Source organism: Christiangramia lutea, from assembly GCF_022489035.1.
In the GTDB taxonomy this organism is placed as follows: domain Bacteria; phylum Bacteroidota; class Bacteroidia; order Flavobacteriales; family Flavobacteriaceae; genus Christiangramia; species Christiangramia lutea.
The window spans coordinates 344845-368634 of the sequence record NZ_JAKVTV010000003.1 but is presented as its reverse complement, the minus strand read 5'-3'; the positions used below and the strand labels follow the sequence as shown (position 1 = coordinate 368634).

The window sequence follows — 23790 nt, the reverse complement described above, 5'->3', positions numbered from 1 at the left end:
AATGAACAAGTATACATAAATTTCTATAGATGAAATAGAAATAGAATATCATGAAATATTCCTGGCTTGCGGAAAAATTCTGGTAACCAACACGGGAGTTGAATTTGCGACATTGAAAATCTTATAATTCCTGAAAGTCCAAAAACTATTCTTCTATCAGGTAGTCCGGACACCCAAAGCCAGCCTATTTTTTTTGGAGTTTCTATAATATATGTAAAAACCGATTGCGAAGAACGAATACATATAAACATTAGAATACCTGATAAGGTCATAGAAAAGTTCTAAAAACTCAGTATTCTTTTCAGTAACGTAGGCTCCATAAATACTGATAGGAACCCGCACCAGGTAGGAAATAGATATACTTACCGCAACATAGAAAAATAGTTTTCTATAAAATGATAACACTTTATCACTGATCATCATTTCATAGAAATAAAGGAAAACAGCTAACAGAATTATAAAAGTTCCCACGATATCATTGAACATCATGTCTCCATTAAAGAAATTCTCACTTCTGAACATATTGAGAACCGAAAAAATAATATATCCGTAAATGCACCACTTCAATACATTCCTGGGCTTTTTACCAGATAATTGCTCTCGTAACAAATAGGTATAAACACATATAAAGTAAACCTCAGCAATATTATAGTACCATTCATTCCTAACAAAAACGGTGTCCTTTAAAAACACGAAATGTTCGTAATTATCAAAATAGGCAAGAGCAGCATAACCACCCAGGATATCAATTATAAGAACAGACCATAAGAACCTTACAAATATTAAGACATCCTTACGCACAGAAACAGATTTATATAAAAATAAGCTTCCGGCAAGGGCTGCAATGAATTCCATTAAATAGGTCACATAGATTTTGTTGTCAAAAATAAAAGCAAGGTAATTCTCCATTAAATAAGCAGGGGTTTATAAATGTCCGGAAATCGGCAGTTCAGATAAAGATTAACTACCGGGATCGTAATCTATTGGGGGAACTCTATTAGATCCTGAATTATATGATTCAAGACTATAATCATTTTCTGGAACTGAAGCTTCAAAATCATCTTTATTTCCACCTTTTGTAGGAGCTAGAAATACGGTACTCTGATTTTTTTTGTTTCTCGAGTTCTTACCGTAATTACCAAAATAAATACGAATTCCTGGATTATTTTCTTCACCAATGGCATCAATTACTTCCTGACAAAAATTTTTAAGCTCTTCAGCACTGAACCAGCTTTCATAGGAATCTACAAAACCGGCTCTACTTACAGACTTACCTGGACCATTTTTACCTGTCCAGCCATCGAATAACTTTTTAGCGTCTACGTTAGAAATTTTCTTTCCCATGGTTTTAAGAATTAAATGATTTAGATTGTTCGGTTTTTAAAAATAAAATTTTTTAACACTAATGATGTATAAAGGGGAAATAAAGGGGAATTTTCCCCTTTTAATAACAGAGCTCCTATTCTACTTTTGAAGTCGGTCATTTTAATACAACCAAAGTGTTTTGGAGTAAAAAAGTGTCTGCAAATTTATTATAGTTCTGAGTAGGGTCTTTTCTATAGTATTTAAATAATGCGGCACTTTTTTACTTCGAATACACCAGACTATTCCAGCTATATTTCACACTTCTCAGATCTCCATAAATTGATTTTATAGCATTGAATTTTCAAGGTCGATTATATGGATTTCTGAATTTTTGACTTCCTCATCCAATAGTATTCTACTGCAAAACCTATTGTGAACATGGAATACATGAAGAAATTAGATAATTTCAGAATCATATTATATACTTGGTAAAATTCTGAATCTCCGGAGTTGGACTGAACATAGTCCTGGAAAAGATGCATGGGTATCAGGCAGAGATTATAAACCAGAAGACCAATGGAAACATAAAAGCAAAGTTTTTTATGGATTTCCAGAGTATTGTGTGACTTCAAAATTTCTAAATAATAAGCCCCAATGGCGATGCATATTAATATTGATCCCATGCTGAATGAGTAATCATTACTTTTAAAGAAATCCCCAATAAAATAAGCAACGATAGAGGATAACAGATAGAAAACGATAATTAACTTAAATAAGCGTTTTAGTTCTCTGCTTTCAAATAGAAGTATAAAATAATAGATAAATGAAGAGCAAATTCCCAGGATAAGAATGTTGTATAGCCAGAATTGGCTTTGAAATGGCGTGCCTAAAATAAATTCGAGATATTGGAATTTATAAACATAACCATAAGTTGAATAGATTAAAATAAAAAGATCTGCCAGGAAAATGAAGACAAGATAATGTATCAAAAACCTTTCATCTGGAACCTTAGTCCCTGTTTTCCATAGATAGGTCAAGCCCGCCAGGGCAGCAATGAATTCAAATAAATAAGTTGGCCAGAGATTAAACTCAACAATTACATCCCACAAAATTGAAAAGGATTAGTAGTTCGAAGGAGGCCAACCGTTCGTGCCAAGGTTAAATGGCTGCAGTTCTTCTTCATTTTCAATATCATCGGGGTTCTCATGGCTTCCTCCCTTAGTTGGAGCAAAGAAAACCGTAGTAAGTCCTTTTTCCTTACCAGGACCGGCATCCTCATCATATTTTCCAAAATAAACCCTCACGCCTGGGTTGTTTGAAATATTTTCTTTTACATATTGAAGATACTCCATAAGCTCATCTACACTGAACCAGGTTTCATAAGCATCCTTAAAGTTATTCTCACTTATGACCTTTCCAGGCCCGTTTTTCCAGTTTTCTAATAGATTTTTTGCAACTGAAGGATTGATTCTTTGCCCCATAGTATTCAGATTTAATTATTATAATTGGTTAATTAGATATTATAAATATAAATATTTAGGAATATAATTAATGGAAAGCATGATAAAGGGGAAATATCCCCTTTCAGGAAGGCAGGTCATCTAGTATATTTGTTTCAGTCATTTTAGTAAAGCTAAAGTGTTTTGGGGCAAAAAAGTGTCAGCCAAGGTTTGTTGTAGTTCTGAGTAGGGTCTTTTCTATAACGCTAAATCGCGGTGACACTTTTTTATTTGTCCCGGTTCCAGTCAAAATTCTGGATAATTCTTTTTTAAAAATTTAATCTTGTCTCCCGGTAGTTTTTGAGAAAGAACCTGTATTCCGTACTCTGATAACTGCAAGATCCTGGGATAGCCTCCCGTGGTTTGACAATCTCTCATTAGTATTATTATTTTTCCGGAAGGAGTTAACTGTACTGTGCCTGGCATAACAGGAGCAGTGATAATAGGCTGAAGATCATTCTGAAGCTCTTCCTTTACCTGAACCGCCATCCTGTTACTTTTTTCATCGGTATTAAAATCAGCATTAAATAGCTGATTTTTTTGAGTATTGGTTAAGAATTCAAACTCAGGTCCAGGATATACCCCTATTGCATTAGAGGAGATATATTCTGAATCTATTTTTAATGAAGAATAAGTTTCGGAATTGGAGAAAGAATCTGCAGAACAGGCAAGCTTCATTCCTTTTTCCAGTCTGAATTGATCGGTTAAACCTTCATACCAGCTTAAACTCTCCATGACCTTTTCAGTTTCAAATCCTCCGGAAATCCCTAAATAAGAACGAAAACCAGATTTCCGCTTACCAAATTCAATAATATCATTCTTTTTTAAATTAATTATTTCATTGTTTGATACAGCCTGCCCATTAAGCTTTGGTGACAGATCTGCCCCGCTAATACAAACCGAAGTGGGAGAATTGAACTTTAATTGCGGGCCCTGCATGGTTATTTCCATTACCGATTTCTCCTGGGGATTACCTAAAATGAGGTTACAAATTCGCATCGCGTATCTATCCATAACCCCACTTTGCGGCACCCCGAATTTTTGAAACCCATATCTACCCAAATCCTGGATACTGGTATACAAACCAGGCTGCAGAACCTCAATTTCAGCTTTCATAATTATCAACTTTTAGTTTGTATTCTCCGGCCTCAATTAGTTCAATTATTTCCTGATACTCGGTTATGGAAACCGCTTCGAATTTAATTTTATCACCTGCCGAAAAAGGGCTAGGTGGACGCTCATTTTTTCTAAATAGATCTACCGGACATTTACCTAAAATTTGCCATCCTCCCGGAGAGTTTTTTGGATAGATCCCGGTTTGATTTTCACCTATTCCAACAGACCCTTTATCAACAGATCTTCTTGGGGATTCTTTCCTTGAAATTTTAAGTCTTTCATCGAGGCCTCCGAGGTACAAAAATCCAGGTAAAAATCCGGTAAAATAAATACGGTAAAATGGTTTGGTATGAAGCTTAATTATTTCATCAATCTTCAAATTCTTGTCTTCTGAAATTAGTTTTAGATCCAGACCAAATTCCTCATTATAACATACCGGAAGAGTGAAAATTTTATAGTTCATATTTTTTGGTATATTAGCCTGTCTTACAAGCTGTTTTATACGCAAAACCTCACTATAGACATCCTCTATAGCGAATACATAACTTATTAATAACGAGTTATATGTATTAACTACCTCAACCTTTTGTTTAAACTGGGAATTCTCTATTAGGTTTTTGTAAAAAAGCACTTTTTCAAGCATCTTTTCGTCAATTATCTTTTCAAAATTTATGAGAATTGCCCGGTCCCCCAAGGGAGTTATTTTCGGAAAATCTACCATCATGAATGTTTAACTCTTATTCCTTTTTCCGCTAATTTTTTATGCAAAAATTTAATGATCTCTACAGAGGAAGGGGTGTCGCTATGCACACAAAATGTATCTGCATTTCCTCGAATTTCTTCTCCCGATTTCGTACGAATTTTCTCAAAATTGAAGATCGAAAAAACATGCTCAAATACCTCCTCTTTTTCCGTGATCAAAGCATCCTTTTCTGATCTTGAAACCAGGCTGTAATCCTGGTTATAATTTCGATCTGCGAAGGCTTCAAAAACAAGGTCGAATTTACCCATTGCCACTTCAGAAAATTTTGATTTTAAGGGCACGAAAAGCTTAAAATCACCCTCAAGATCTTCTAGGCATTCAACTATAATCCTAGCAATTTCTTCATCTTTTGCTGCATCATTATAGAGAGCTCCATGGAGCTTTACATGAGAAAGTTTTCCGCCTTCAGATTCGGCAATCTGCTTTAAACTCAAAATCTGCCCCTCAATGGATAATTTGAGATCTTCCCGAGACATTTCCATTGGATTTCTACCAAAATTCTCCCTATCCGGATATGAAGGGTGTGCTCCAATCTCTACATCGTATTCCATGGCGAGTCTCACTGTGCGATGCATACTTTCAAGGTTACCAGCGTGCCCTCCGCAGGCGATATTGCAAGCTGAGATCAACGGCATTAATTCAGCATCGAATTCACCTCCCTCTCCCAGGTCACAGTTAATATGAATTTTTTTTCCCATCTAAAAGTTTTGAATTACGTTCAATATAGATTTCACTCCCAGAAATATCGCAAGGATGATCACTATAAAACCTAGTATATTCTGAAAAAGATTATTCCTATTCTCTCCTAATACCGATCTTTGGTTCACGATCCAAAATAAGAAAATTGCGATAACCGGTAGTACAATCCCGTTAGCGATCTGGGCAAATTGAATTATTTCTACAGGCTTAATTCCAAGAGATGAAAATAAAACCCCTAAAATTATTACGCTCATCCAAACTGCCCTGAATCTTTTGGATTGCATTCCTTTTTTCCATCCAAGACATCCCTGAACTACGTAAGCAGCCGCCAGAGGTGCCGTTACCGAGGAGGTTATACCCGCAGCCAGTAAACCAACTCCCAGGAAAATAGTAGCCGAATTTCCAAAAAGTGGTTCCAATCCCTTAGCGAGGTCTCCTGCATCTTCGATCTTATCTATCTGTGCAGCAGCCGCACAAACTACGATGGCCATAGACACAATTCCCCCAAGTAGCAGGGAAAATACAAGTTCCTTCCTTACCGAACCAATATACTCTGGCCCACTCCATTTCTCGCTTACCAAAGATGCGTGTAAAAAAAGATTATAAGGTACAACCGTAGTCCCCACCAGGGCAATAATGGTTAGAAGACCGGCGTCGAAGGAGCCCGGAATAAAACCCTTAAGAATTTCAGAGATATCTGGCAAAGTTAGAATAGCCGTCAGGATAAAGGCGACACTCATGAGCAGCACTAGGGCTATAAAAATTTTTTCGAGTTTCTTATAACTACCTAAAAACAAGAGAATAAATGCAACCCCACCTATAAGCAAGCTCCAAATGTTCAAACGAAGTGCACCTAAATTGAAATTAATTGTAGAAAAAACAGATTCTACGCCCAGCACAGCTCCGGTTATATTTCCCGCCTCATAGGCTGCATTTCCAATAACTATTGCTGAAAATATCAGGAAAAGAGTGAAGATCCTTAAAAAAGGATTCTTTATCTCTTCACGAATGCAATCACTTAGACCTTTTCCAGAAATGAGACCTAACCTGGCCGACATTTCCTGAAGAATAATACAGGCAAATACCGATATTAATAAAGCCCACAATAGGGAATAACCGAAATTTACTCCTGCAACACTACATATGGTTACCGTACCGGGCCCTATAAATGCCGCGGAAATAAGTATACCCGGTCCTAAATTTTTGAAGAAATTCTTCACTCTTTTACTTTGCGATTAGCCTCCTGCAGTGCATATATCGCGAAAGTACCTAACCAGTGTCCACCTTCATAGGAGTCGCCTACCAAATTTGGAAATGAATAGGAAACATGTTCATTGGCTAAACCATTCAAGTGACCAAACTGATCTGGATATTGATTCGCTAGACCGTAAAAAATCCATGCCCGGCTAAAGTTTAAGCCGTCAAGATGTACAAGTTTTCCATCAGACCGATCTGAAACCTCTCCTACTTCTATTTCAAAATCCTGACTCTTCAATTGTGGCATAAAATCATCTATCCATAAACTGAAAGCATTCTTTGGAAGAACCTTTCTCATAATATCGATCTCTGAAAGGCACGGCGACAAAAAATCGTACCCCCCAGGCTCCCATGACACCGGACAATTATCATCCTTAAGGTAAAAATCCTGAGCAGTCTTTTTGATCAACTCTAGAAATTCTGCATTTTCAACGGTCTTAGCATAATCGTAAGCCAGGCTTAACCCAAAAGCAGTATTCGTGTGTTCTCCAACCCTGATCGGGTAATTAAGCTTTGGCAGAAAATCTATATAATTCTGAACCACAAGATCGGTTAAAGGTTGTAAATTTTCGGCAAGTTCCTGGCCTAAAGGATCTTGCCAGGTTTTAAGTTCTTCAGAAAGTTTTAGTAACCAGGCCCAACCATAAGTTCTTTCAAAGGATCCGCTTTCAGGTCTTTTAAAATAATCTAGTTCACCCTTAATGTTCTCGGCACTTAGTGATCTTTTTAAAGTTTCCCTGATGGCCTCCTTTTTTTCAATTTTTGGAAATTGCTTTAACAAGCTTACCAATGACCAATGGGCATGAACCGAAGAATGCCAATCAAAACACCCGTAAAACGCAGGGTGTAATTCGTGTGGTTCTCCAATAGCTTCCTTATTTTCAAGAGTTTGCCCCAACTTATTTGGGTATTCGGTCTCTATACATCCAAGCGGCAGATCTACAAGTTTATTCGCCTCTTCAATATCAAGAATTATAGCTTCTGTGGCATTTAACCCATCAGGCAAAAGTTCCTTTACATCTATAGTATCTTTTGAAGTATTGGCATTTGTGGTATCCTCAGCTTTGTCTCCCTTACAGGATAATAAACCAAGGCAAAGAAGAATCAAGAAGTATCTTTTCATTAGTCCAGGTTGTTATTTCCGGAATTTAATAACCGGAAATTATAGGTTGGTATTTCGATCTTTCCAAAAATATAAAAAACCAGATAAGGATTAGTTAATTAAAGCTCAAGAAATTGACAGTTATAATGGTATAATCTATAAATGATAGGTTGAAATCGCAATGCCAGCAAACATTTTAAAACCAAAAGTTTTACTGATAAAACCATATAAATACCTTATAAAAATAATTTCATCTTTTTTCCTGGTTTTCTTAAATTACAATTAAAAGGATTTAAAGATGGTTACTTTGATTCTTATTTATATCGTTGGTTTTTCCGCTCTATATTTCATAGGAATGTTCTATAATTCATTAAAAGGTTACGGTGATTGGTACACTCCAGAGCACAGGGAAAAAGTTAAACTTATTTCTGGAAGTTTATTGATTATTGGAAGTCTCTTGCTTTACTTTATAATTCAATAAAATCATCTTCAATTTTAAGCTAGCCAGCCTTCCCTATCCAAACTTCTGTATTGAATAGCCTCACCTATGTGATCCCCTTTGATATTTGTACTATTTTCAAGATCGGCGATGGTGCGGGCTACTTTCAAAATTCGATCATATGCTCTTGCGGATAGACTTAATCTTTCCATGGCTGTCTTTAACAGAGATTTTGAAGCATCATCAAGTGTGCAAAATTCTCTGATTTGCCTGGGACCCATTTGCGCATTATAATGTATATGAAGTATTTCCGAAAAACGGTTGGTTTGGATCTCTCGGGCCTTGGTCACTCTTTCCCGAATTTTCAAACTGGTCTCCCCACGTCTTTCTTCACTTAATTTTTCAAAAGGGACCGGAGTTACTTCTATATGAATATCTATCCTGTCCAATAATGGTCCGCTAATTTTGCTCAAATAACGCTGAATTTCGTAAGGAGAAGTAGAAGACGGAGCTCCCGGATCATTAAAAAATCCCCCCGGACTTGGATTCATGCTAGCGACCAGCATAAAACTCGACGGATAGGTTACGGTAAATTTTGCCCTGGAAATAGTAACCTCTCGATCTTCCAGGGGCTGCCTCATGACCTCAAGAACTCCACGTTTAAATTCCGGTAATTCATCCAAAAAGAGAACGCCATTATGTGAGAGAGAGATCTCACCAGGTTGAGGATAAGCACCCCCGCCGACTAAAGCCACATCTGTAAGAGTACTAAATGTGAACATTAATATTATATTTGAAAAAAAATATAATGTTAGGCATATATTGTAGAATATCACAAGATAAGGAGGAAGGTGAAAATCGTTCAATTAAGAATCAGGCTGAATTAGGTATAGAAAAAGCAAAAGAACTTAACATACAATATCTAGTATTCAAGGATGAAGGAATAAGTGGAACAGTAGAAAATATTAATGATAGACCTGGACTAAAACAGCTAATTGCAGCCATCGCCGCAAAAGAAATTTCAAGCGTTTTTGTAACTGATCACTCCAGATTAGAAAGAAACCCCAGAGTAGGTTTTGCTATAAAAGATATTTTTCGAAAACATTCAATAAAATTTTATACATCTGAAGGCGAAGTCAATTTATCTGATCCTACAGTGGATTTAGTATCAAATCTATATAGTCTTTTCAATGAATATTATGTTAAAAACACTCAGAGAAAAATTAAACAGGTTTTAAAGCATAACGTTAAAAAAGGAAAAATACACGGCATTATTCCTTATGGTTATTGTTCAGATGAAAATGGCATTATGCAAATCAATGAAGAGGAACGTGAGGTAGTAGAAAGAATATATTCATTAAGTCTAGAAGGAAAAGGGACATCTAAGATTGCTGAAATTTTGACTAATGAAGGAATACCAACCCGTTATAATAAATTAAATAAAGGAACCCTTACTATACCAGATAGATACGATCCGAATAAATTTAAGGTTAAAAGAAAATCAGAAATTATTTGGTCTGGAAAAACTGTAAGAGACATTATTAAAAATGAAGTTTATAAAGGAGTTAGGGTGTATTCAGGAGGCACATATGACTGCCCCGCTATTTTTTCAAATATTTATTGGAATAAGGTAAATCAAAATCTTCCAAAAAACAGAAATAATAAAGGGAAAAAAGTGGATCATAAGTATATGCTTAAGGGTATAATTAAATGTGGAAGATGTGGGGAAAACATGTATGGTAGGACTAGAACAAATAAAAAAGATAATTACTACATGTGTTCTTCAAAACGATATCCCCAAAAAAAATGTGATAATAGGAGTATAAATATTGATATTTTAGAAGGGCTTATATGGGAACAATTTTTTAAATATGAAATTTTACTAAAATCTTATAATGAGTACTTTGAAAATAAGGAGGAAGATGAAAAACTACTACTTGAAAATCTTCAAAATTTAAGGAGTAAGAAAAAAGTTTTAGCCTCCCAAAAACAAAGAGCAATTCGACTTACTATTGAAGGAAAATTGAATGAGGATGATATTACAAAAGAAATTCAGAGAATTGAAAATGCAATAAATGATATAAATTTAAAAATTGAAAGAAATGAGGAACGACTTGAAGTGTTTTCATCAAGTAAAAATAATATTTATGAAATAAGGAAAATTACCAACTTAGCTAAAAAACGAAACGTCTCGTGGGTTGATAAAAGAAATTTAATAAGGACTTACATACAAAAGGTTATGATTTATTTCGATGGAAAAAGAACATACGCTTTTTCAATTCAACTTAAATTTAACCCAAAAAAGAAAATTTATTATGTAATGGATGCTTACAAAAGAATACCTTATATAGATATGTGGAAGGTTCTTCAAGTTAGAGGACCACGTGAAATAACAAATACCGCCACATTCAATGAAAATCTATTTAATTATGATCCTGATATTGAGTGATTAACTGATGCACTTAATTATCATTTAAATATAATACTATATAAAATTTACAAGAGTTTCAAGCAGATTAAGCAGTAATAATTTTTTTTATATTTTTATTACAACAATTCGACTACCCTACCTCCGAATTTTATCATTTTACTACTTAATCAATTCAATCTAATCTATTTTAACTATGAGTAAATTTTACTACTTGGCATTCACCATTATTATTACCAATTTTTCTACAGCTCAAAAGACGAGCTACGAATTTCAACCTGAACACACAAAAAAAGTATTAGACCCTGCATATAAAGATGGATATTTCGTCTATCAAGCAAATTTTAAAAATACATCTATACCTAAGTATGACACAATAGATGTTCAAACTACTCAATACACGACCATTCTTAAAAAAATTGAACAAAAAAAATCTGATAGTATTGCGGAAAAAAAGATAAAAGCCAAATACGATGAGATTTTATCAATTAACTCGCTAATTGACCACTTTCTCTATTCCAGTGGAAGCTTTAAAAAGAAAAAACACCATCTCTATCAGGCACAATTGCTATCGAACAAACACAATCTTGACTATTTAATTTATGCTGACAAAGAATTTAATTCAGACAATAGAAAACGATTTAGTTCTATAAAGTGGAATGGGTTAGAAAATCACTTGAAAACCATAAAAAGTAAAATCTCTACTGATGGATATTATAATGAAAACACTTACCTATATACCGAATTAAATACTTTAAGAAATAAACTTAATAGAACACCAAAAACTGAAAAAGCAATTAAACAGGTAGGACATGAAAATAAAAAACTACTTCTAAGAGGGGATAGAATTGAAGATTTTGAGAACCTGTCTGGTAAGTATAAAATAATTGGCGAGTATAATTTGATTAGAAATTCAACCTATGAAGCAATTTCAGGACAATTATTAAAAACAGATAGTTTAAAAACTATTCATGGTAGTAATTTATACGGTTATGGCAGCACTAATACATTATTGGAAAATCAGAGTGGAAATATGATTTACTGCTCATATGAATTTGTAAATAAATTTGGAATCGATAATCAAATTTCAGATTACATATCCTTACTAGAAAATAATGGTTACAAAACAGATCTTGATGGTGAAATACTATACATTGAAGCTGAATTAGGTAGGGTTAGAGCAACTTATGATGTATACGAAGAAGTACAAAAAGGAAATTTTAAATATATCGACCAAATAGCAAATTCAATAATACAATTTAATAATATAATGAAAAAGGCTACTCCTTTAACAGACAAATTAGCCAATCATTACAATGCCCATAGAAATTTCACTATGACTGATTCTCGTCTAAAAAAGTGGAAGAATGATGCTAAAACAGGAGTTAATTTATTGAACCAAATTAAGTCTTTGAAGGGGAATGAAGAAAATATTAGCGATTACTTTTTAACTAAAATAGATTCAAAGACTACAGAAGAATATATTGAATTTTTACAAGTTTTAAATGGAACTAAAGTAGTCTTAGGACTTTAACTTCTAATCAAAACCGTTACCTTTTCATTTGAGGTAACGGTTTTATAAATTCAAATAAATATCCTTTATTTCTTCCTGCCTAATACCTAAATATCTCCTAGTTACAAGCGTATTACTGTGATTAAAAATTTCACTTAGGTATAATAAGGCTTGATCAGTTTTATTATTCATTTCCCATACTCTCCTTCCGAAGGACTTTCGCAAACTATGTGAACTTATTCTATTACCTGAAAAATACTTTTTGATTAATCTATTTACCTGTTGAATAGAATAAGTAGTACCTTTTTGTGATACAAAAGGCTTACCACCTCTTTTATAACTTAATGAATCTTCAAAATACCTTAAAGCTAGTTTAATATGATGATTAGATTGTAAAGTTCTAATTTTACCAGTTTTTTGTTCTACAATAGTGAATTCATCTTTTTTCAAGTCTTTAAAATTTAATTTTAAAAGATCTGAAATTCTCAATCCTAGATTACAACCACATATAATTAATAAACCAAAGTTTGGATTTACTTGTTTTTGGATAAGTAAAAAACCCTTTGAAACTGCTTTATCAAATTCAATATAAGTACTACCTGTCATAATTATTTTTTTAAAAATAATATTCATTTTTAATCTGAAAAAACATTAATGAACATCTTTTTTAAGAACCATACAATCCTGTTAAGCAGCAGTTTAATATGTTCATTTATTATACTAAATGAACTTATTATATTGGTATAAATTTTCAATTATTATGAATCAGGAAAAAATTATATTTTTTCAAGACCAAATACTTGAATGGTATTATAAAAACCATAGAAATTACGATTGGAGAAAACAACCATTGAATGCTTATAACGTTGTAATTTCAGAAATTTTACTACAACGAACACAGGCCAATACAGTTGCCAAATTTTATCCTGTTTTCTTAGAAAAATACCCTAACTGGGAAAAATTAATAGAAGCGAATGAAAAAGATCTTCAAAAGTTCTTAATTCCTGTAGGTTTAAATAATCAAAAAGGTACAAGATTATTTAATTTAGCTCAAACCGTTAAAAAATTGAAAGGTGTTCTACCGGATAATAAAGATGACATAAAAAAACTTCCCATGATTGGCCAATATATTGCTAATGCCTATGAAACATTTATTTTGAATAAGCCAGCTCCTCTTCTAGATGTCAATATGGCCAGAGTATTAGAAAGATATTTTCAACCTAGAAAACTATCAGACATTAGATATGATCCATTTTTACAAAAAATTTCATATAAAATAATTGACCATTCAGAGTTCAAAAAATTGAATTGGGCAATATTGGATTATGGAGCATTAGTTTGTAAAGCTAGAAAACCTCTTTGTGAAAATTGTGGTTTGACATCAAAATGCACATACTTCAACAAAATAACTTAATCTAATAAATTGTAAATTTTACTCGGAGGAAATAATAATTCTAACGAATCAGAGTCAATTTTAAAAAATGGACCTTTCTCTTTTACCCTACCTTTAGTATTACGCTTTATTAAATGATCTAAAGTGATTTTACCTTGTTCTAATAAAATATCAAATTGAGAGGTAATAGGTTTACGAGTGTGATAAACTCTCCTGAATTGGAAATATTCCTTATTATCTTCTTTAATACTCTCTGCCGCTACCCAAAAGGTTTCATTATGTTTTTTTAAAAGTCTACTATGCAATTTTGAAGTTTCCCAAACCACTACTTCACCATAAGAATTATGACCTTCGATCAATTGCGAAATATTCGATTTTAATTCCAATTTTAATCCTTGGGAATTTGGTCTTAAAGTTGAAACCGTGCAATAAAGCTTAAATTCATTTTCTCTTTCATAACCAAAGTTCTCCAAAATTTCTCTGGAACTTTTTAGATTACTTAATTTCCAATTTGGAACCTGCGCAAAGAGAGTTTTTCTATTATTTACTTTTTTACCTGAGCTTCTCATTGACCTATAAGACTTTAGCTCAATACCCTTGTAGTCAGGTTGTTTCGATGAATTCATAGCTATCCCCAATTCAGTTTCTAAAGTTCTTCCTATAGATGTGTCTGCCTGCAATAAAGATGCAATTGGACCTCTCTTAGCTAATCCTTTGAGCATGCCTAAAAGTTCATCAGCTATTACATTCTCTAATTGATTAATTTCCCTTATTAATTCCTGTATAGGATTTAATAAGGGTGAAGAAACTAAGTTTTCTAAATCTAATTTGGTTAGATTCAATATATTTAATTGGTTTTCATAAACTATTATTCCTATTATGTCATTTGGATCTACAAAGCTTTTTAAACCATATATCCATATTCTAGGATCTCCTTGTTTAGTTATGGGTCTATAAAGTGAAGTTTTTGTATTTTTTATTTTAAAGTCTGTATAAATCTGTGTTGGTATTATTACCTTATTAATAGGACCTTGAGATTGAGTATCAAAATCATGAATCCCGTTATTTTTCAAGTAATTTCTAACAGGACCAGTAGCATCCATAATAGACTTTTTCAAGCCATTTTCAGTAGGTTCTAATAAAGTAATACTAATTGAATTCTGAGTAAAAATCCTAATTCTAGATTTTTCTACAGAGGTAAGCTCTCTCATTTAATATTTTTTAGAATTTCATTGGCTACGGCGCGAGCCATTAAAGGTGGAACTGCATTTCCAACAAGAGTATATTGAGGAACCTCGCTTTTTCTGTTATTACCTCCTGTAGACCTTTTACCTTGAAATATAAAAGAGTCATCAAATGACTGCAATCTAGCCATTTCCCTAACAGTCAATGATCTTGGAGAATTATAATGGATATAATCATCTGGAATAGTTAGTACTGTAGGACTTTGTTTATAAGGGTCTAAAACATTGTAATTTCTTTTCTTAGAAGAAAGCCCCAGTTTTTCTAACTTAATCTTCGCAGATTCATAATTCCCAGACTTTCTAATTACATCAAGTCTCTTTATTACTTTCTCGTTTTGATTACTTGTTTTATGATTAGATAAAACATCATAAACTTTATTTTCATTCTTTAAATCTTCAAAATTTCTAACGTAAAAACCTTTTGATTTATTAAACCTTGAATGCAATCTACCTTCCTTACTCCACTCCGCAAAGGTTTTCCCTTTATTATTTAGCTTTTTTCCGTCAATAGATCTCTTTTCAATAAGGTTTTCTAATTTTAGGAATGAACCATTCAAACTTTTCTTATTATCAATCTTCTTATAACTATGGGCTTCCTCGTTATTCTTTAAAAAATCTAAATCATATAATGCTTCAAAAACTGTTACCTTATCCTTTTCTTTAACTGTCGGTGCAATTTCACTTATAAACTTTTGGTCTTTTCTACAACCAATAAACAATACCCTTTCTCTATTTTGAGGCACACCGTAATCTGAAGAATTGGCTACAAAAGGTTTTTCAATTTTGTAAAGCCTCAAGTCATCAATGATTTTATTAAAGCTTTCAAATTCTTTTTTGGAGCATAAACTTTCAATTGTTTTTATACAGTCGTCAAAACTATAAGTGTAAATTTTTAGTGCTTCTAGAATATTGCTTTTTAACTTGAATAGATTTTTAGGGACTTTTAAATGATTAAATGAATGTTCAATCTTCGATATTATATGATCAGTATTTAATTCATTCAAAAAATCATGGAACATACCAACAAAATGATCATTGTCAATATTACAATAATCCTTTTCCTTTATTATATCCCTTTTTAATTTATCCCATTCTTTTGACCTACCCAATAAATTTAAACCATGCCGGATAGTATTAATATCAACATTAGTCTTACTGATTTGATAATCTACTCCTTCAGAAGTTAATTTTTTAAATAAATTTTCTACAACACGTATATAATCTATTCTCTTTTCAGAATATTTTATTTTATCGTTTTCATATTTTTCTAATTCGATTCTTCGATTAATAAAATCAAGCTGATATGAATTTGATTTCTTGTTAAGAGATAATAGAAACTTACTTAATTGATCAATCTTATTAATATCAACAATTGAATTAATTTCTTCAATAATTAAATCTTTAATTCTGCCCTTTTCTTTTGTCAAAATTCCTTTGACATTTTCCATGACAAAATATTTTGGTTGGAGAATTTTTATTACTTGCAGGTAATGAGAAAAAAGATCATCTTTCTTATCAAACTTTTTACGTTTTCCAGCTAAACTGAAACTTTGACAAGGAGGACCACCACATACTACATCAACTGAATTATTGTTTAGCTTACTAAGTAAATTTTCTAAAAAATCAGGCTCAGTAATATCTTGACAAATAAATTCAGCATCCATCCCAAGTTGATGATTATATCTAACAACGTGAGTTAATTCACAATTTTCATTTATATCATTCGCTAAAAGAAAATCAAAATATTTGTTTTTAACATCAGCTTGTAAGAATCCTTCACTAAAACCTCCTGCTCCTGCAAAAAGATCAATAAAAGTAAAAGATTCACCTTTAGGCGATTCTTTATCAACTATTTTAACTTGATGATTTGTTTTATAACTATCAATAAACTCACCTAAGAATTGTTTCAATTCAGATGTATCAAATTTTTTTTTAGTGGAGTTATTAATTAATTCATCTGTGCGATCATACAAGTATTGGAGATAGTGATTTATTGAGTTAGAATTTTCTACCTCATCACAAACTCTTTGTTTTTCCTTATCAAAATTATCATTACTTACCTTTTCACCTGTTGATATTTTAACTTGTTTATTGCTACAGTTTATTCTAAGGTGTATCGGAGACAACCCCTTTTTATCTGCTTTATCTAAGTAAAAATTTATGCTAGCCATATTTACGGACATTTAAACGGACACGGACAAATTTACGGACAAAGCAATATAATTACTGGAGTAGCTAAAATAAATTATTAACAAAATCTCTTTAAAAGTTTTAAATATGTTTTAGAATAACTTTTTTTACAGGAAAAAAAAGTACAATGTTTTAGATAGAGGTATAAATAACTTGATAATCAATTACTTAAACAAAAATCAATAAATTATTTTTATGCCTAAAATAAATCCACTTGAAGATCTCAAATTACAGAGGTTTAGAATTCAATTTTACTCAGAATTAGCAGTTAAGTTTAAATCTTGTAATAATTACTTTTACAAAAATCATCATCTTGATTACTACAATATTGATCTCGAAAAAAAATATACAGAACAATATTTAGATGGGTATTTAATTAAAAACAATGGTCAAAATCTCGGGAATTTTAGGCTTACTGAAAAAGAATATTTTAAAATAAGAAAAAATGCACTTTTAAAAAAAAGTAATTATTCAGATAAAGAAGAAGTAGAAAAGATTAAGGAATATCTAGAAAAAAATAAAGATGTTTATAGTATTAGTAAAGGCCTTTATTTTCCTCCCCTAAGTTATATTACAAATTTCAAATGTGATGTATTTTCTGAAATCTTTGACGCGAAGCATTTTGAAAGAGAATTTTCTAAATTAGTTCGCGATTCAATTTATGGAGATTGGGATGTCGTTGAATTTATCAAGTTTAGCTATCAAAAGGATTTATACTTTCAGCTTCCTACTTCTATTAATGACCAACTAAAATTTATTAAGAAAATTGAAAAACCTTCAATTTTAAGCTGTCCCAGCTACGAGTCATTCTACCAAAAAAGATTAGAACTTTTAAAGTTCCTGGTTAACAAAGAAAAAATTTTAAGCAAGTATCCTGAAATAGTTCGATTACTTAAAAAAGGGTGTACTCAATCGTATATTGAAAAGCATACAAAACCAAGCATTAAGACTGTCAATAAAGTTGCCAAATACTACAACAACCCAATTAATAATTATATGTTTCTACCCAATGAAGTTATAATACCCAAAAAATGGACATCTGAACAAATTCTGTTTTTGAAACAAAAAAAGGTTGTAATTGAACTACTTATTAGAGGTATTTCTCAGCGTAAAATAAATAATAAAACAGGTGTCGGATTAAACAAAATAAATCAAACATCCCGCTTTCTCAAAATTGCGATACCAAATTACTGTAGTAGTTTTCAAAACAAATTAAAAATTGCTTTCAGCCCTTTAAAAGAGGTAGATAACAAATTGTATTTAAAAATTATTGATGAAATAACTAAATGAAAAAGATATCCAACATATTATTAGTTTCGAGAGCAAATTCAAATACAATAATATCCTTCAATGATTTTAGTTTTTTAGAAATTCTTAAAATTATTAAACAGACTGATGCTAGAAATTCTATTATTTTAAAAGGATGCAAAAATTTAACCCAAATTGATATAACTAATTTACTTAATAGTTCAAAATGTAAATTAACCTTTGATTTTACGTATTAGTGAATTCTTGAATTTTTCGCAATGTTCACATTTAATACTTTAACATCAGAAATCGTATGATGAGGACTTCTGAATGGTCTTTGAGCCATTAATCCTACATTATCTCTAATCCTGCCAGCAACACTGTGAATTTTAGTAGTTTCAAGAGCTTCCTGTAGAGTCATTGGAGGTAAAATTGTTGGCAATCGCTTTGCCAACATGGTTTTGCCGGCACCGGGAGGACCAATTAAGATGATATTATGCCCGCCCGCAGCAGCAATTTCCATACAACGCTTTATGGACTCCTGTCCTTTTACATCTGCAAAATCATGTTCTGGATGTTCAAGATTCTTGAAAAAAGTCTCTCGCGTGTTGATCTCAGTTTTCTCCAAACTAACTCCTTCGTTGAAAAAAGAAATAACGTCGGTTATATTTTTAATTCCATAGACCTCGAGTCCAGATACAATTGCAGCTTCTTTAGCATTTTGTTCTGGAAGTATGAATCCTTTAAATCCTTCTTTTTTGGCTTGGATAGCAATTGGCAGGGCACCTTTGATAGGCTGCAGGCTCCCATCCAGGGAAAGTTCACCCATAATTATATAATCTGAAATATTATCTGCCTTTATTTGATTAGAGGCTGCTAGAATACCTAGAGCAAAAGTCAGATCATAGGCCGATCCTTCCTTTCGAAGATCGGCAGGAGCCATATTAATAATGATCTTTTTTCCCGGTAATTTATATTTATTATTCTGTAAGGCCGCCGTTATTCGATAACTGGATTCTTTCACTGCATTATCTGGCAATCCTACAAGGTGGTAACCTATTCCTGAAGCCACATTAACCTCAACAGTGATCGTAGTCGCATCTACACCAAAGACTGCGCTGCCGTAAACTTTTACAAGCATCTATTATAGATTTAGATAAAGGCAGGGTCTTTATAATTGTTTAAAAGATAGGAATTTACATTTTAATACTTATTAATAGGAATTAATTTTCAGAATATTTTAGTTCGGTTCGAACTTTTCCTGGTTTTTGGGCATATCGTTTTATACGAACATAGAAGGCTGTTCCGTGATCCAGGTTGCTCTCTAGCACGACTTCGCCTCCATGAGCTTCCGCCACGCTTTTGATGAGGGTTAAGCCCATTCCCCAACCATCTCCATTGAATTCCTGCCTGTTGACACCTTTTTTCAGAAAGTTAAAGATCTCCAATTGATCTTCTTTAGCTATTGGTTTCCCCCAATTCTTTACTTTAATTACTGCGTACTCCCCTTCGGCTTCAATTGATATATTAATTGGTGTATTGCGCGAACCGTGTTTCACGGCGTTGGTTACAAGGTTCTCTATCACCCTTCTAATCGCTGTAGGATCAAAAATCCCGATAATATTTTCTTCAGAACAATGAAAATTAAAACTATGGGTATAGATCTCTTTAGCTTCCATATACACCCATCGAACTTCCTTTACCACATCGGTCTCAATAAAATTAAGAGTTAGCCCCTCACCTGCTTTTACACTAATGGCATCCAGTAGACCTTCTACGAGATCAAGCGATTTTTTTAAGCTTCTTAATCCCATCTTTTTAAGGTTCTCTATTCTTTCAATATCATCTTCAGGTTTTATTACGTCCAGAGCAAAATACGCTGCAGAGATGGGATTTCTTATATCATGAGCAAGGGTACCAATCAATTTCTCTCTCATTTCCTGAAGGGAATCATTATAAGCACTGGCCGACGTCAACATCGCGGTTTCAAGAGCATATTTCAGAATATTTCCAACTTCCTTAGTGTAAACCTGCTTATCTATTAAAAGTCCAGTGAGTATTCTATGAAATATAAGGTATTCTTTTAAGATTTGTTTAACCGTAAGATGTGATGCGGTGGCACGATGCCGACCATGATCAAGACTATCTTTAATAATCTCCTGATACTCGTCTTTTTCATTTACTTCAAGGTAACCATCGTACCTATTCATGATATGTGTAATATCTTCGAGTACATTCGATAACTGATTTCTTAGTACAAGATCGCTTGAAATAACAGCTGCCGGGATCTCTTCTTTAACTCGAGATTCCCAGTCATCGAGGATTCTGGACCTGTTATCCTTAATTACCTTTGCCGCATACCTCATTGTCAAGAGTTTAGCTTATTAAATTAACACAACTTTTTGATTTAAACAACGAAACGTATGTTAATCTTAATATTATCTAAAAAATTTCTTAAATGAAAAAAGCCCGCTTTTCAGCAGGCTTTATATCAACAAAATATCATGGTCTTAAGAAACCTTGATCACATTCTGTTTATAATAATCAATCAAGGCATCAATTGGTCTTCTTACAATATTGCCTAATTCAATTCCGTATGGCTGCAAGACAGCGCGAATTATATCCTCACTAAAGTAGGCGATAGTTCCAATAAAGTGAACAGGAACTGAAGTGACCTGCGGATAAGAAAGCACTCTGGAGTGAACAAAATCTGTTAATCCTTCATGAAGTAACTTATAGAAATATCCATTTCTTTCATTGGTAAAAATGAATTCTGCAAAATGGGCGAGATATGTATTTGGATTTTCCTTTCGATAAAGATTCATTTTAATGGTATCTGAATTTAGATCGAATTTTTCTTCGAACTTTTCAGCCACCTCCGGAGGCATACGTTTATAGTAATAGTCTCTAATAAGCCTTTTCCCGAAGTAATTTCCGCTGGCTTCATCCATAAGGATATAACCAAGAGAATCTACCGCCTGATGTATATCTTTTCCATCAAAATAACAGCTATTGGAACCTGTTCCCAAGATACAAACGATACCAGGTTCAGTAGTAGCTGCATATACGGCTGCTACCATATCTTCCATTACCAAGACCTCATCGGCATTAGTAAAATAATTTGCAATAATGCTTTTCAATAATTCCCGCGGAGTGGGTGTGCCAGCTCCGGCACCATAGAAATGAACTTTTTCTACTTTTGCTCTTACTTCAGCAAGTTCAGGATTTTCAGCAAGTCTTTCTTCAAGAACCGGTTCCTTAAATACAGCAGGATTCAAACCTTTAGTTCTGGTTTTAAATACCTGTTCACCTTCATTATTCAGAAGTATCCAGTCACATTTGGTGGAACCTCCATCAGCAATTAAAATCATTCTTTCTTATGATTAATTTAAACCGGAAATAAACACAGTTCACCTATCTAATTTACGATATTAAACAGCGTTCCGGGTTTATTTCCGATTAAAAATTTTATAGAGATGCTACGTGAGCAGCAAGATCGATAAGCTTAGCCGAGTATCCATACTCATTATCGTACCATGCAATTAGCTTAAAGAAATTGTCATTTAAGGCAATCCCTGCTCCGGCATCGAAATTACAGGTATGTGCATCAGATACAAAATCCTGGCTTACTACTTCTTCTTCAGTATAAGAAATTACGCCTTTAAATGAACCTTCAGAAGCTTTCTTAAATGCGGCTTTAATCTCATCATAAGAAGTATTCTTTTCAGTGCGAACCGTAAGGTCTACTACAGAAACATCGGTAGTAGGAACACGGAAAGCCATACCGGTAAGTTTACCTTTCAGCGATGGAATTACTTTGGTTACAGCAACAGCAGCCCCTGTAGAACTCGGGATAATATTCGCCATGGCGCTTCTTCCTAATCTAAAATTCTTTTTAGAAGGAGAATCTACAGTGAATTGTGTAGAAGTAGACGCGTGTACGGTGGTCATTAATCCTTCAACAAGTCCAAATTCATCATCGATCACTTTAGCAAGAGGAGCAAGACAGTTGGTGGTACAGGAAGCGTTAGAAACGATATGATCGTCTGCCTTAACGTCCTGATGATTTACACCCATTACGAACATAGGTGCTGTTTTAGAAGGTGCAGAAATTACAACCTTTCTGGCGCCGGCATCTAAATGTGCCTTCGCATTATCTTTATCTGTGAAAATTCCTGTACAGTCAAGAATTACTTCTGCTCCAACGTCGCTCCACTTTAGGTCTGCCGGATTCTTTTCAGAAGTTACTCTAATCTTAGCTCCGTCAACAAAAAGGTTTCCATCCTTCACCTCAACAGTACCATTATATTTTCCGTGTACGGAATCGTATTTTAATAAATAGGCAAGGTGATCTACATCAAGAAGATCGTTTATAGCTACAACTTCAACATTCTTATTCTGAGCGGCAATTCTGAAAGCAATTCTTCCAATTCGCCCAAATCCGTTAATTCCAATTTTTGTACTCATTATTCTGGTTTTTAATTATACCGAAGTGATGTCTGCCACCCTTCTCAATTCTTTATCTATTTTCGCGTCACCTTTTATGGCGGTAACTAGGTCTACATGCACTACTTTCTGGTGATGTATACCTACCATTATTTCAGACTTCCCGTTCATCAAGGCTTCCACTGCACCAACACCTAGTTTACTGGCTAAAACGCGATCAAAACAACTTGGTGATCCACCTCTCTGGATATGACCAAGAACAGAAACTCTTATTTCATATTCATCCAGGTTATCTTCGATGTAAGAGGCAAGTTCAAAAATGTTCTTTCCACTCTTCTCACCTTCAGCCACCACGATGATACTGGAAGTTTTACCTGATTTTTTACTTTTTTTAAGGGAATCTATCAATCTTTCTGCTCCCAGGTTCTCTTCTGGAATAAGGATCTCTTCAGCTCCTGCACCAATACCGCTGTTCAAAGCAATATCACCTGCATCCCTACCCATTACCTCAATCAGGAAAAGCCTGTTATGAGAACTGGCCGTATCGCGAATCTTATCGATCGCCTCCACCACCGTATTCAATGCGGTGTCATATCCAAGAGTATAATCTGTACCATTAATATCATTATCGATGGTAGCAGGAATACCCACGATTGGGAATTTAAATTCCTGGCTAAAAAGCTGGCCACCCGTGAAGGTACCATCACCACCAATAACGATCAAGGCATCTACCTTAGCCGCTTTAAGATTATCGAAGGCTTTTTTTCGTCCTTCCTTGGTTTTGAACTCTTCTGAACGAGTGGATTTCAAGAAAGTTCCTCCCTTATTAATAATGTTTCTAACTGAACGGGCATCAAGAGCCTCGAAGTCGGCCTCAATTAATCCCTGATATCCTCTATAAACGCCGGTACACTCTATCTTGTAAAATGAACAGGCACGTACAACTGCTCTAATTGCTGCATTCATTCCAGGAGCATCTCCTCCGGAAGTCAATACCGCAATGTTTTTTATTTTCTCAACCATTTACCTCAAAACTAACCTCTTTCAAACCAATTACCTAATTTCGGAAAAAACTAAAACGTTTTCGGTTAATAACTAATAAAAAAAGCCACTAAACAGTGGCTTTTTGCAAATATTTAGGACTTTAT

Annotated in this window: 21 protein-coding genes and 2 pseudogenes; 5 read left to right on the top strand and 18 right to left on the bottom strand. The window is 33.5% G+C overall.

Annotated elements, in window-relative coordinates; translation table 11 throughout:
• Positions 1-156: 156 nt before the first annotated feature.
• From ML462_RS11045 to ML462_RS11005, 9 genes are all read right to left on the bottom strand, one after another.
• Positions 157-909 (bottom strand): hypothetical protein, encoded by a 753-nt coding sequence (locus ML462_RS11045; protein WP_240713875.1) that lies wholly within the window; start codon positions 907-909, stop codon positions 157-159.
• Between the two features lie 51 nt (positions 910-960).
• Positions 961-1344, bottom strand: a complete 384-nt coding sequence (locus ML462_RS11040) for a hypothetical protein (protein ID WP_240713874.1) — start codon at positions 1342-1344, stop codon at positions 961-963.
• Between the two features lie 332 nt (positions 1345-1676).
• Positions 1677-2414, bottom strand: coding sequence for a hypothetical protein (locus ML462_RS11035; protein WP_240713873.1), 738 nt, complete (start codon positions 2412-2414; stop codon positions 1677-1679).
• A gap of 12 nt (positions 2415-2426) precedes the next feature.
• Positions 2427-2786: a hypothetical protein gene (locus tag ML462_RS11030; RefSeq protein WP_240713872.1), complete on the bottom strand. Its 360-nt coding sequence runs from the start codon at positions 2784-2786 to the stop codon at positions 2427-2429.
• Between the two features lie 264 nt (positions 2787-3050).
• A complete protein-coding gene (locus tag ML462_RS11025) occupies positions 3051-3920 on the bottom strand; it encodes a 5-oxoprolinase subunit C family protein (RefSeq protein WP_240713871.1) in 870 nt (289 codons plus the stop codon).
• Positions 3910-4644 (bottom strand): 5-oxoprolinase subunit PxpB, encoded by a 735-nt coding sequence (pxpB, locus tag ML462_RS11020; RefSeq protein ID WP_240713870.1) that lies wholly within the window; start codon positions 4642-4644, stop codon positions 3910-3912. The genes ML462_RS11025 and pxpB overlap by 11 nt, the downstream gene beginning before the upstream one ends.
• The gene (gene pxpA, locus ML462_RS11015) at positions 4641-5381 is read right to left on the bottom strand and encodes a 5-oxoprolinase subunit PxpA (protein ID WP_240713869.1); all 741 of its coding nucleotides are present in this window, start codon (positions 5379-5381) and stop codon (positions 4641-4643) included. Before pxpA ends, pxpB begins: the two co-directional genes overlap by 4 nt.
• Positions 5382-6602: an Nramp family divalent metal transporter gene (locus ML462_RS11010; RefSeq protein ID WP_240713868.1), complete on the bottom strand. Its 1221-nt coding sequence runs from the start codon at positions 6600-6602 to the stop codon at positions 5382-5384.
• Complete coding sequence (locus ML462_RS11005) at positions 6599-7762, bottom strand: DUF2891 domain-containing protein (RefSeq protein ID WP_240713867.1); 1164 nt, start codon at positions 7760-7762, stop codon at positions 6599-6601. The genes ML462_RS11010 and ML462_RS11005 overlap by 4 nt, the downstream gene beginning before the upstream one ends.
• A gap of 277 nt (positions 7763-8039) precedes the next feature.
• Between ML462_RS11005 and ML462_RS11000 the strand changes: the two genes are divergently transcribed.
• On the top strand, positions 8040-8222 hold the full coding sequence (locus ML462_RS11000; RefSeq protein WP_240713866.1) for a hypothetical protein: 183 nt from the start codon (positions 8040-8042) through the stop codon (positions 8220-8222).
• Between the two features lie 14 nt (positions 8223-8236).
• On the opposite strand, the pseudogene ML462_RS10995 reads toward ML462_RS11000, so the two are convergent.
• Positions 8237-8947: pseudogene (locus tag ML462_RS10995) on the bottom strand (YifB family Mg chelatase-like AAA ATPase); the annotation flags it as partial.
• Between the two features lie 26 nt (positions 8948-8973).
• Between ML462_RS10995 and ML462_RS10990 the strand changes: the two are divergent.
• Positions 8974-10629, top strand: coding sequence for a recombinase family protein (locus tag ML462_RS10990; protein ID WP_240713865.1), 1656 nt, complete (start codon positions 8974-8976; stop codon positions 10627-10629).
• A 175-nt stretch (positions 10630-10804) separates the two neighbouring features.
• Positions 10805-12142: a hypothetical protein gene (locus tag ML462_RS10985; protein WP_240713864.1), complete on the top strand. Its 1338-nt coding sequence runs from the start codon at positions 10805-10807 to the stop codon at positions 12140-12142.
• 42 nt (positions 12143-12184) lie between these two features.
• Here ML462_RS10985 and ML462_RS10980 read toward each other — a convergent pair whose 3' ends face one another.
• Positions 12185-12754: a tyrosine-type recombinase/integrase gene (locus tag ML462_RS10980; RefSeq protein ID WP_240713863.1), complete on the bottom strand. Its 570-nt coding sequence runs from the start codon at positions 12752-12754 to the stop codon at positions 12185-12187.
• Positions 12755-12881: 127 nt separating this feature from the next.
• Here ML462_RS10980 and ML462_RS10975 point away from each other — a divergent pair, with 127 nt between their 5' ends.
• On the top strand, positions 12882-13535 hold the full coding sequence (locus tag ML462_RS10975; RefSeq protein ID WP_240713862.1) for an HhH-GPD family protein: 654 nt from the start codon (positions 12882-12884) through the stop codon (positions 13533-13535).
• Here the strand turns inward: ML462_RS10975 and ML462_RS10970 are convergent.
• Positions 13532-14725, bottom strand: coding sequence for an MvaI/BcnI family restriction endonuclease (locus tag ML462_RS10970; RefSeq protein WP_240713861.1), 1194 nt, complete (start codon positions 14723-14725; stop codon positions 13532-13534). The genes ML462_RS10975 and ML462_RS10970 overlap by 4 nt on opposite strands.
• Entirely contained in the window at positions 14722-16929 is a 2208-nt protein-coding gene (locus ML462_RS10965) for a DNA cytosine methyltransferase (RefSeq protein WP_240713860.1), read from the bottom strand. Before ML462_RS10965 ends, ML462_RS10970 begins: the two co-directional genes overlap by 4 nt.
• A 214-nt stretch (positions 16930-17143) precedes the next feature.
• On the opposite strand from ML462_RS10965, the gene ML462_RS10960 reads away from it, so the two are divergent.
• Positions 17144-18238: a trp operon repressor gene (locus ML462_RS10960; protein ID WP_240713859.1), complete on the top strand. Its 1095-nt coding sequence runs from the start codon at positions 17144-17146 to the stop codon at positions 18236-18238.
• Between the two features lie 247 nt (positions 18239-18485).
• On the opposite strand, the pseudogene ML462_RS10955 reads toward ML462_RS10960, so the two are convergent.
• From ML462_RS10955 to pfkA, 5 genes and pseudogenes are all read right to left on the bottom strand, one after another.
• Positions 18486-19337: pseudogene (locus tag ML462_RS10955) on the bottom strand (YifB family Mg chelatase-like AAA ATPase); the annotation flags it as partial.
• Positions 19338-19419: 82 nt separating this feature from the next.
• Complete coding sequence (locus ML462_RS10950; protein WP_240713858.1) at positions 19420-20562, bottom strand: sensor histidine kinase; 1143 nt, start codon at positions 20560-20562, stop codon at positions 19420-19422.
• A 144-nt stretch (positions 20563-20706) separates the two neighbouring features.
• Entirely contained in the window at positions 20707-21567 is an 861-nt protein-coding gene (locus tag ML462_RS10945) for an N-acetylglucosamine kinase (RefSeq protein ID WP_240713857.1), read from the bottom strand.
• A gap of 97 nt (positions 21568-21664) precedes the next feature.
• On the bottom strand, positions 21665-22663 hold the full coding sequence (gene gap / locus ML462_RS10940; RefSeq protein ID WP_240713856.1) for a type I glyceraldehyde-3-phosphate dehydrogenase: 999 nt from the start codon (positions 22661-22663) through the stop codon (positions 21665-21667).
• A 15-nt stretch (positions 22664-22678) separates the two neighbouring features.
• Positions 22679-23665 (bottom strand): 6-phosphofructokinase, encoded by a 987-nt coding sequence (pfkA, locus tag ML462_RS10935; protein WP_240713855.1) that lies wholly within the window; start codon positions 23663-23665, stop codon positions 22679-22681.
• Positions 23666-23790: the final 125 nt, after the last annotated feature.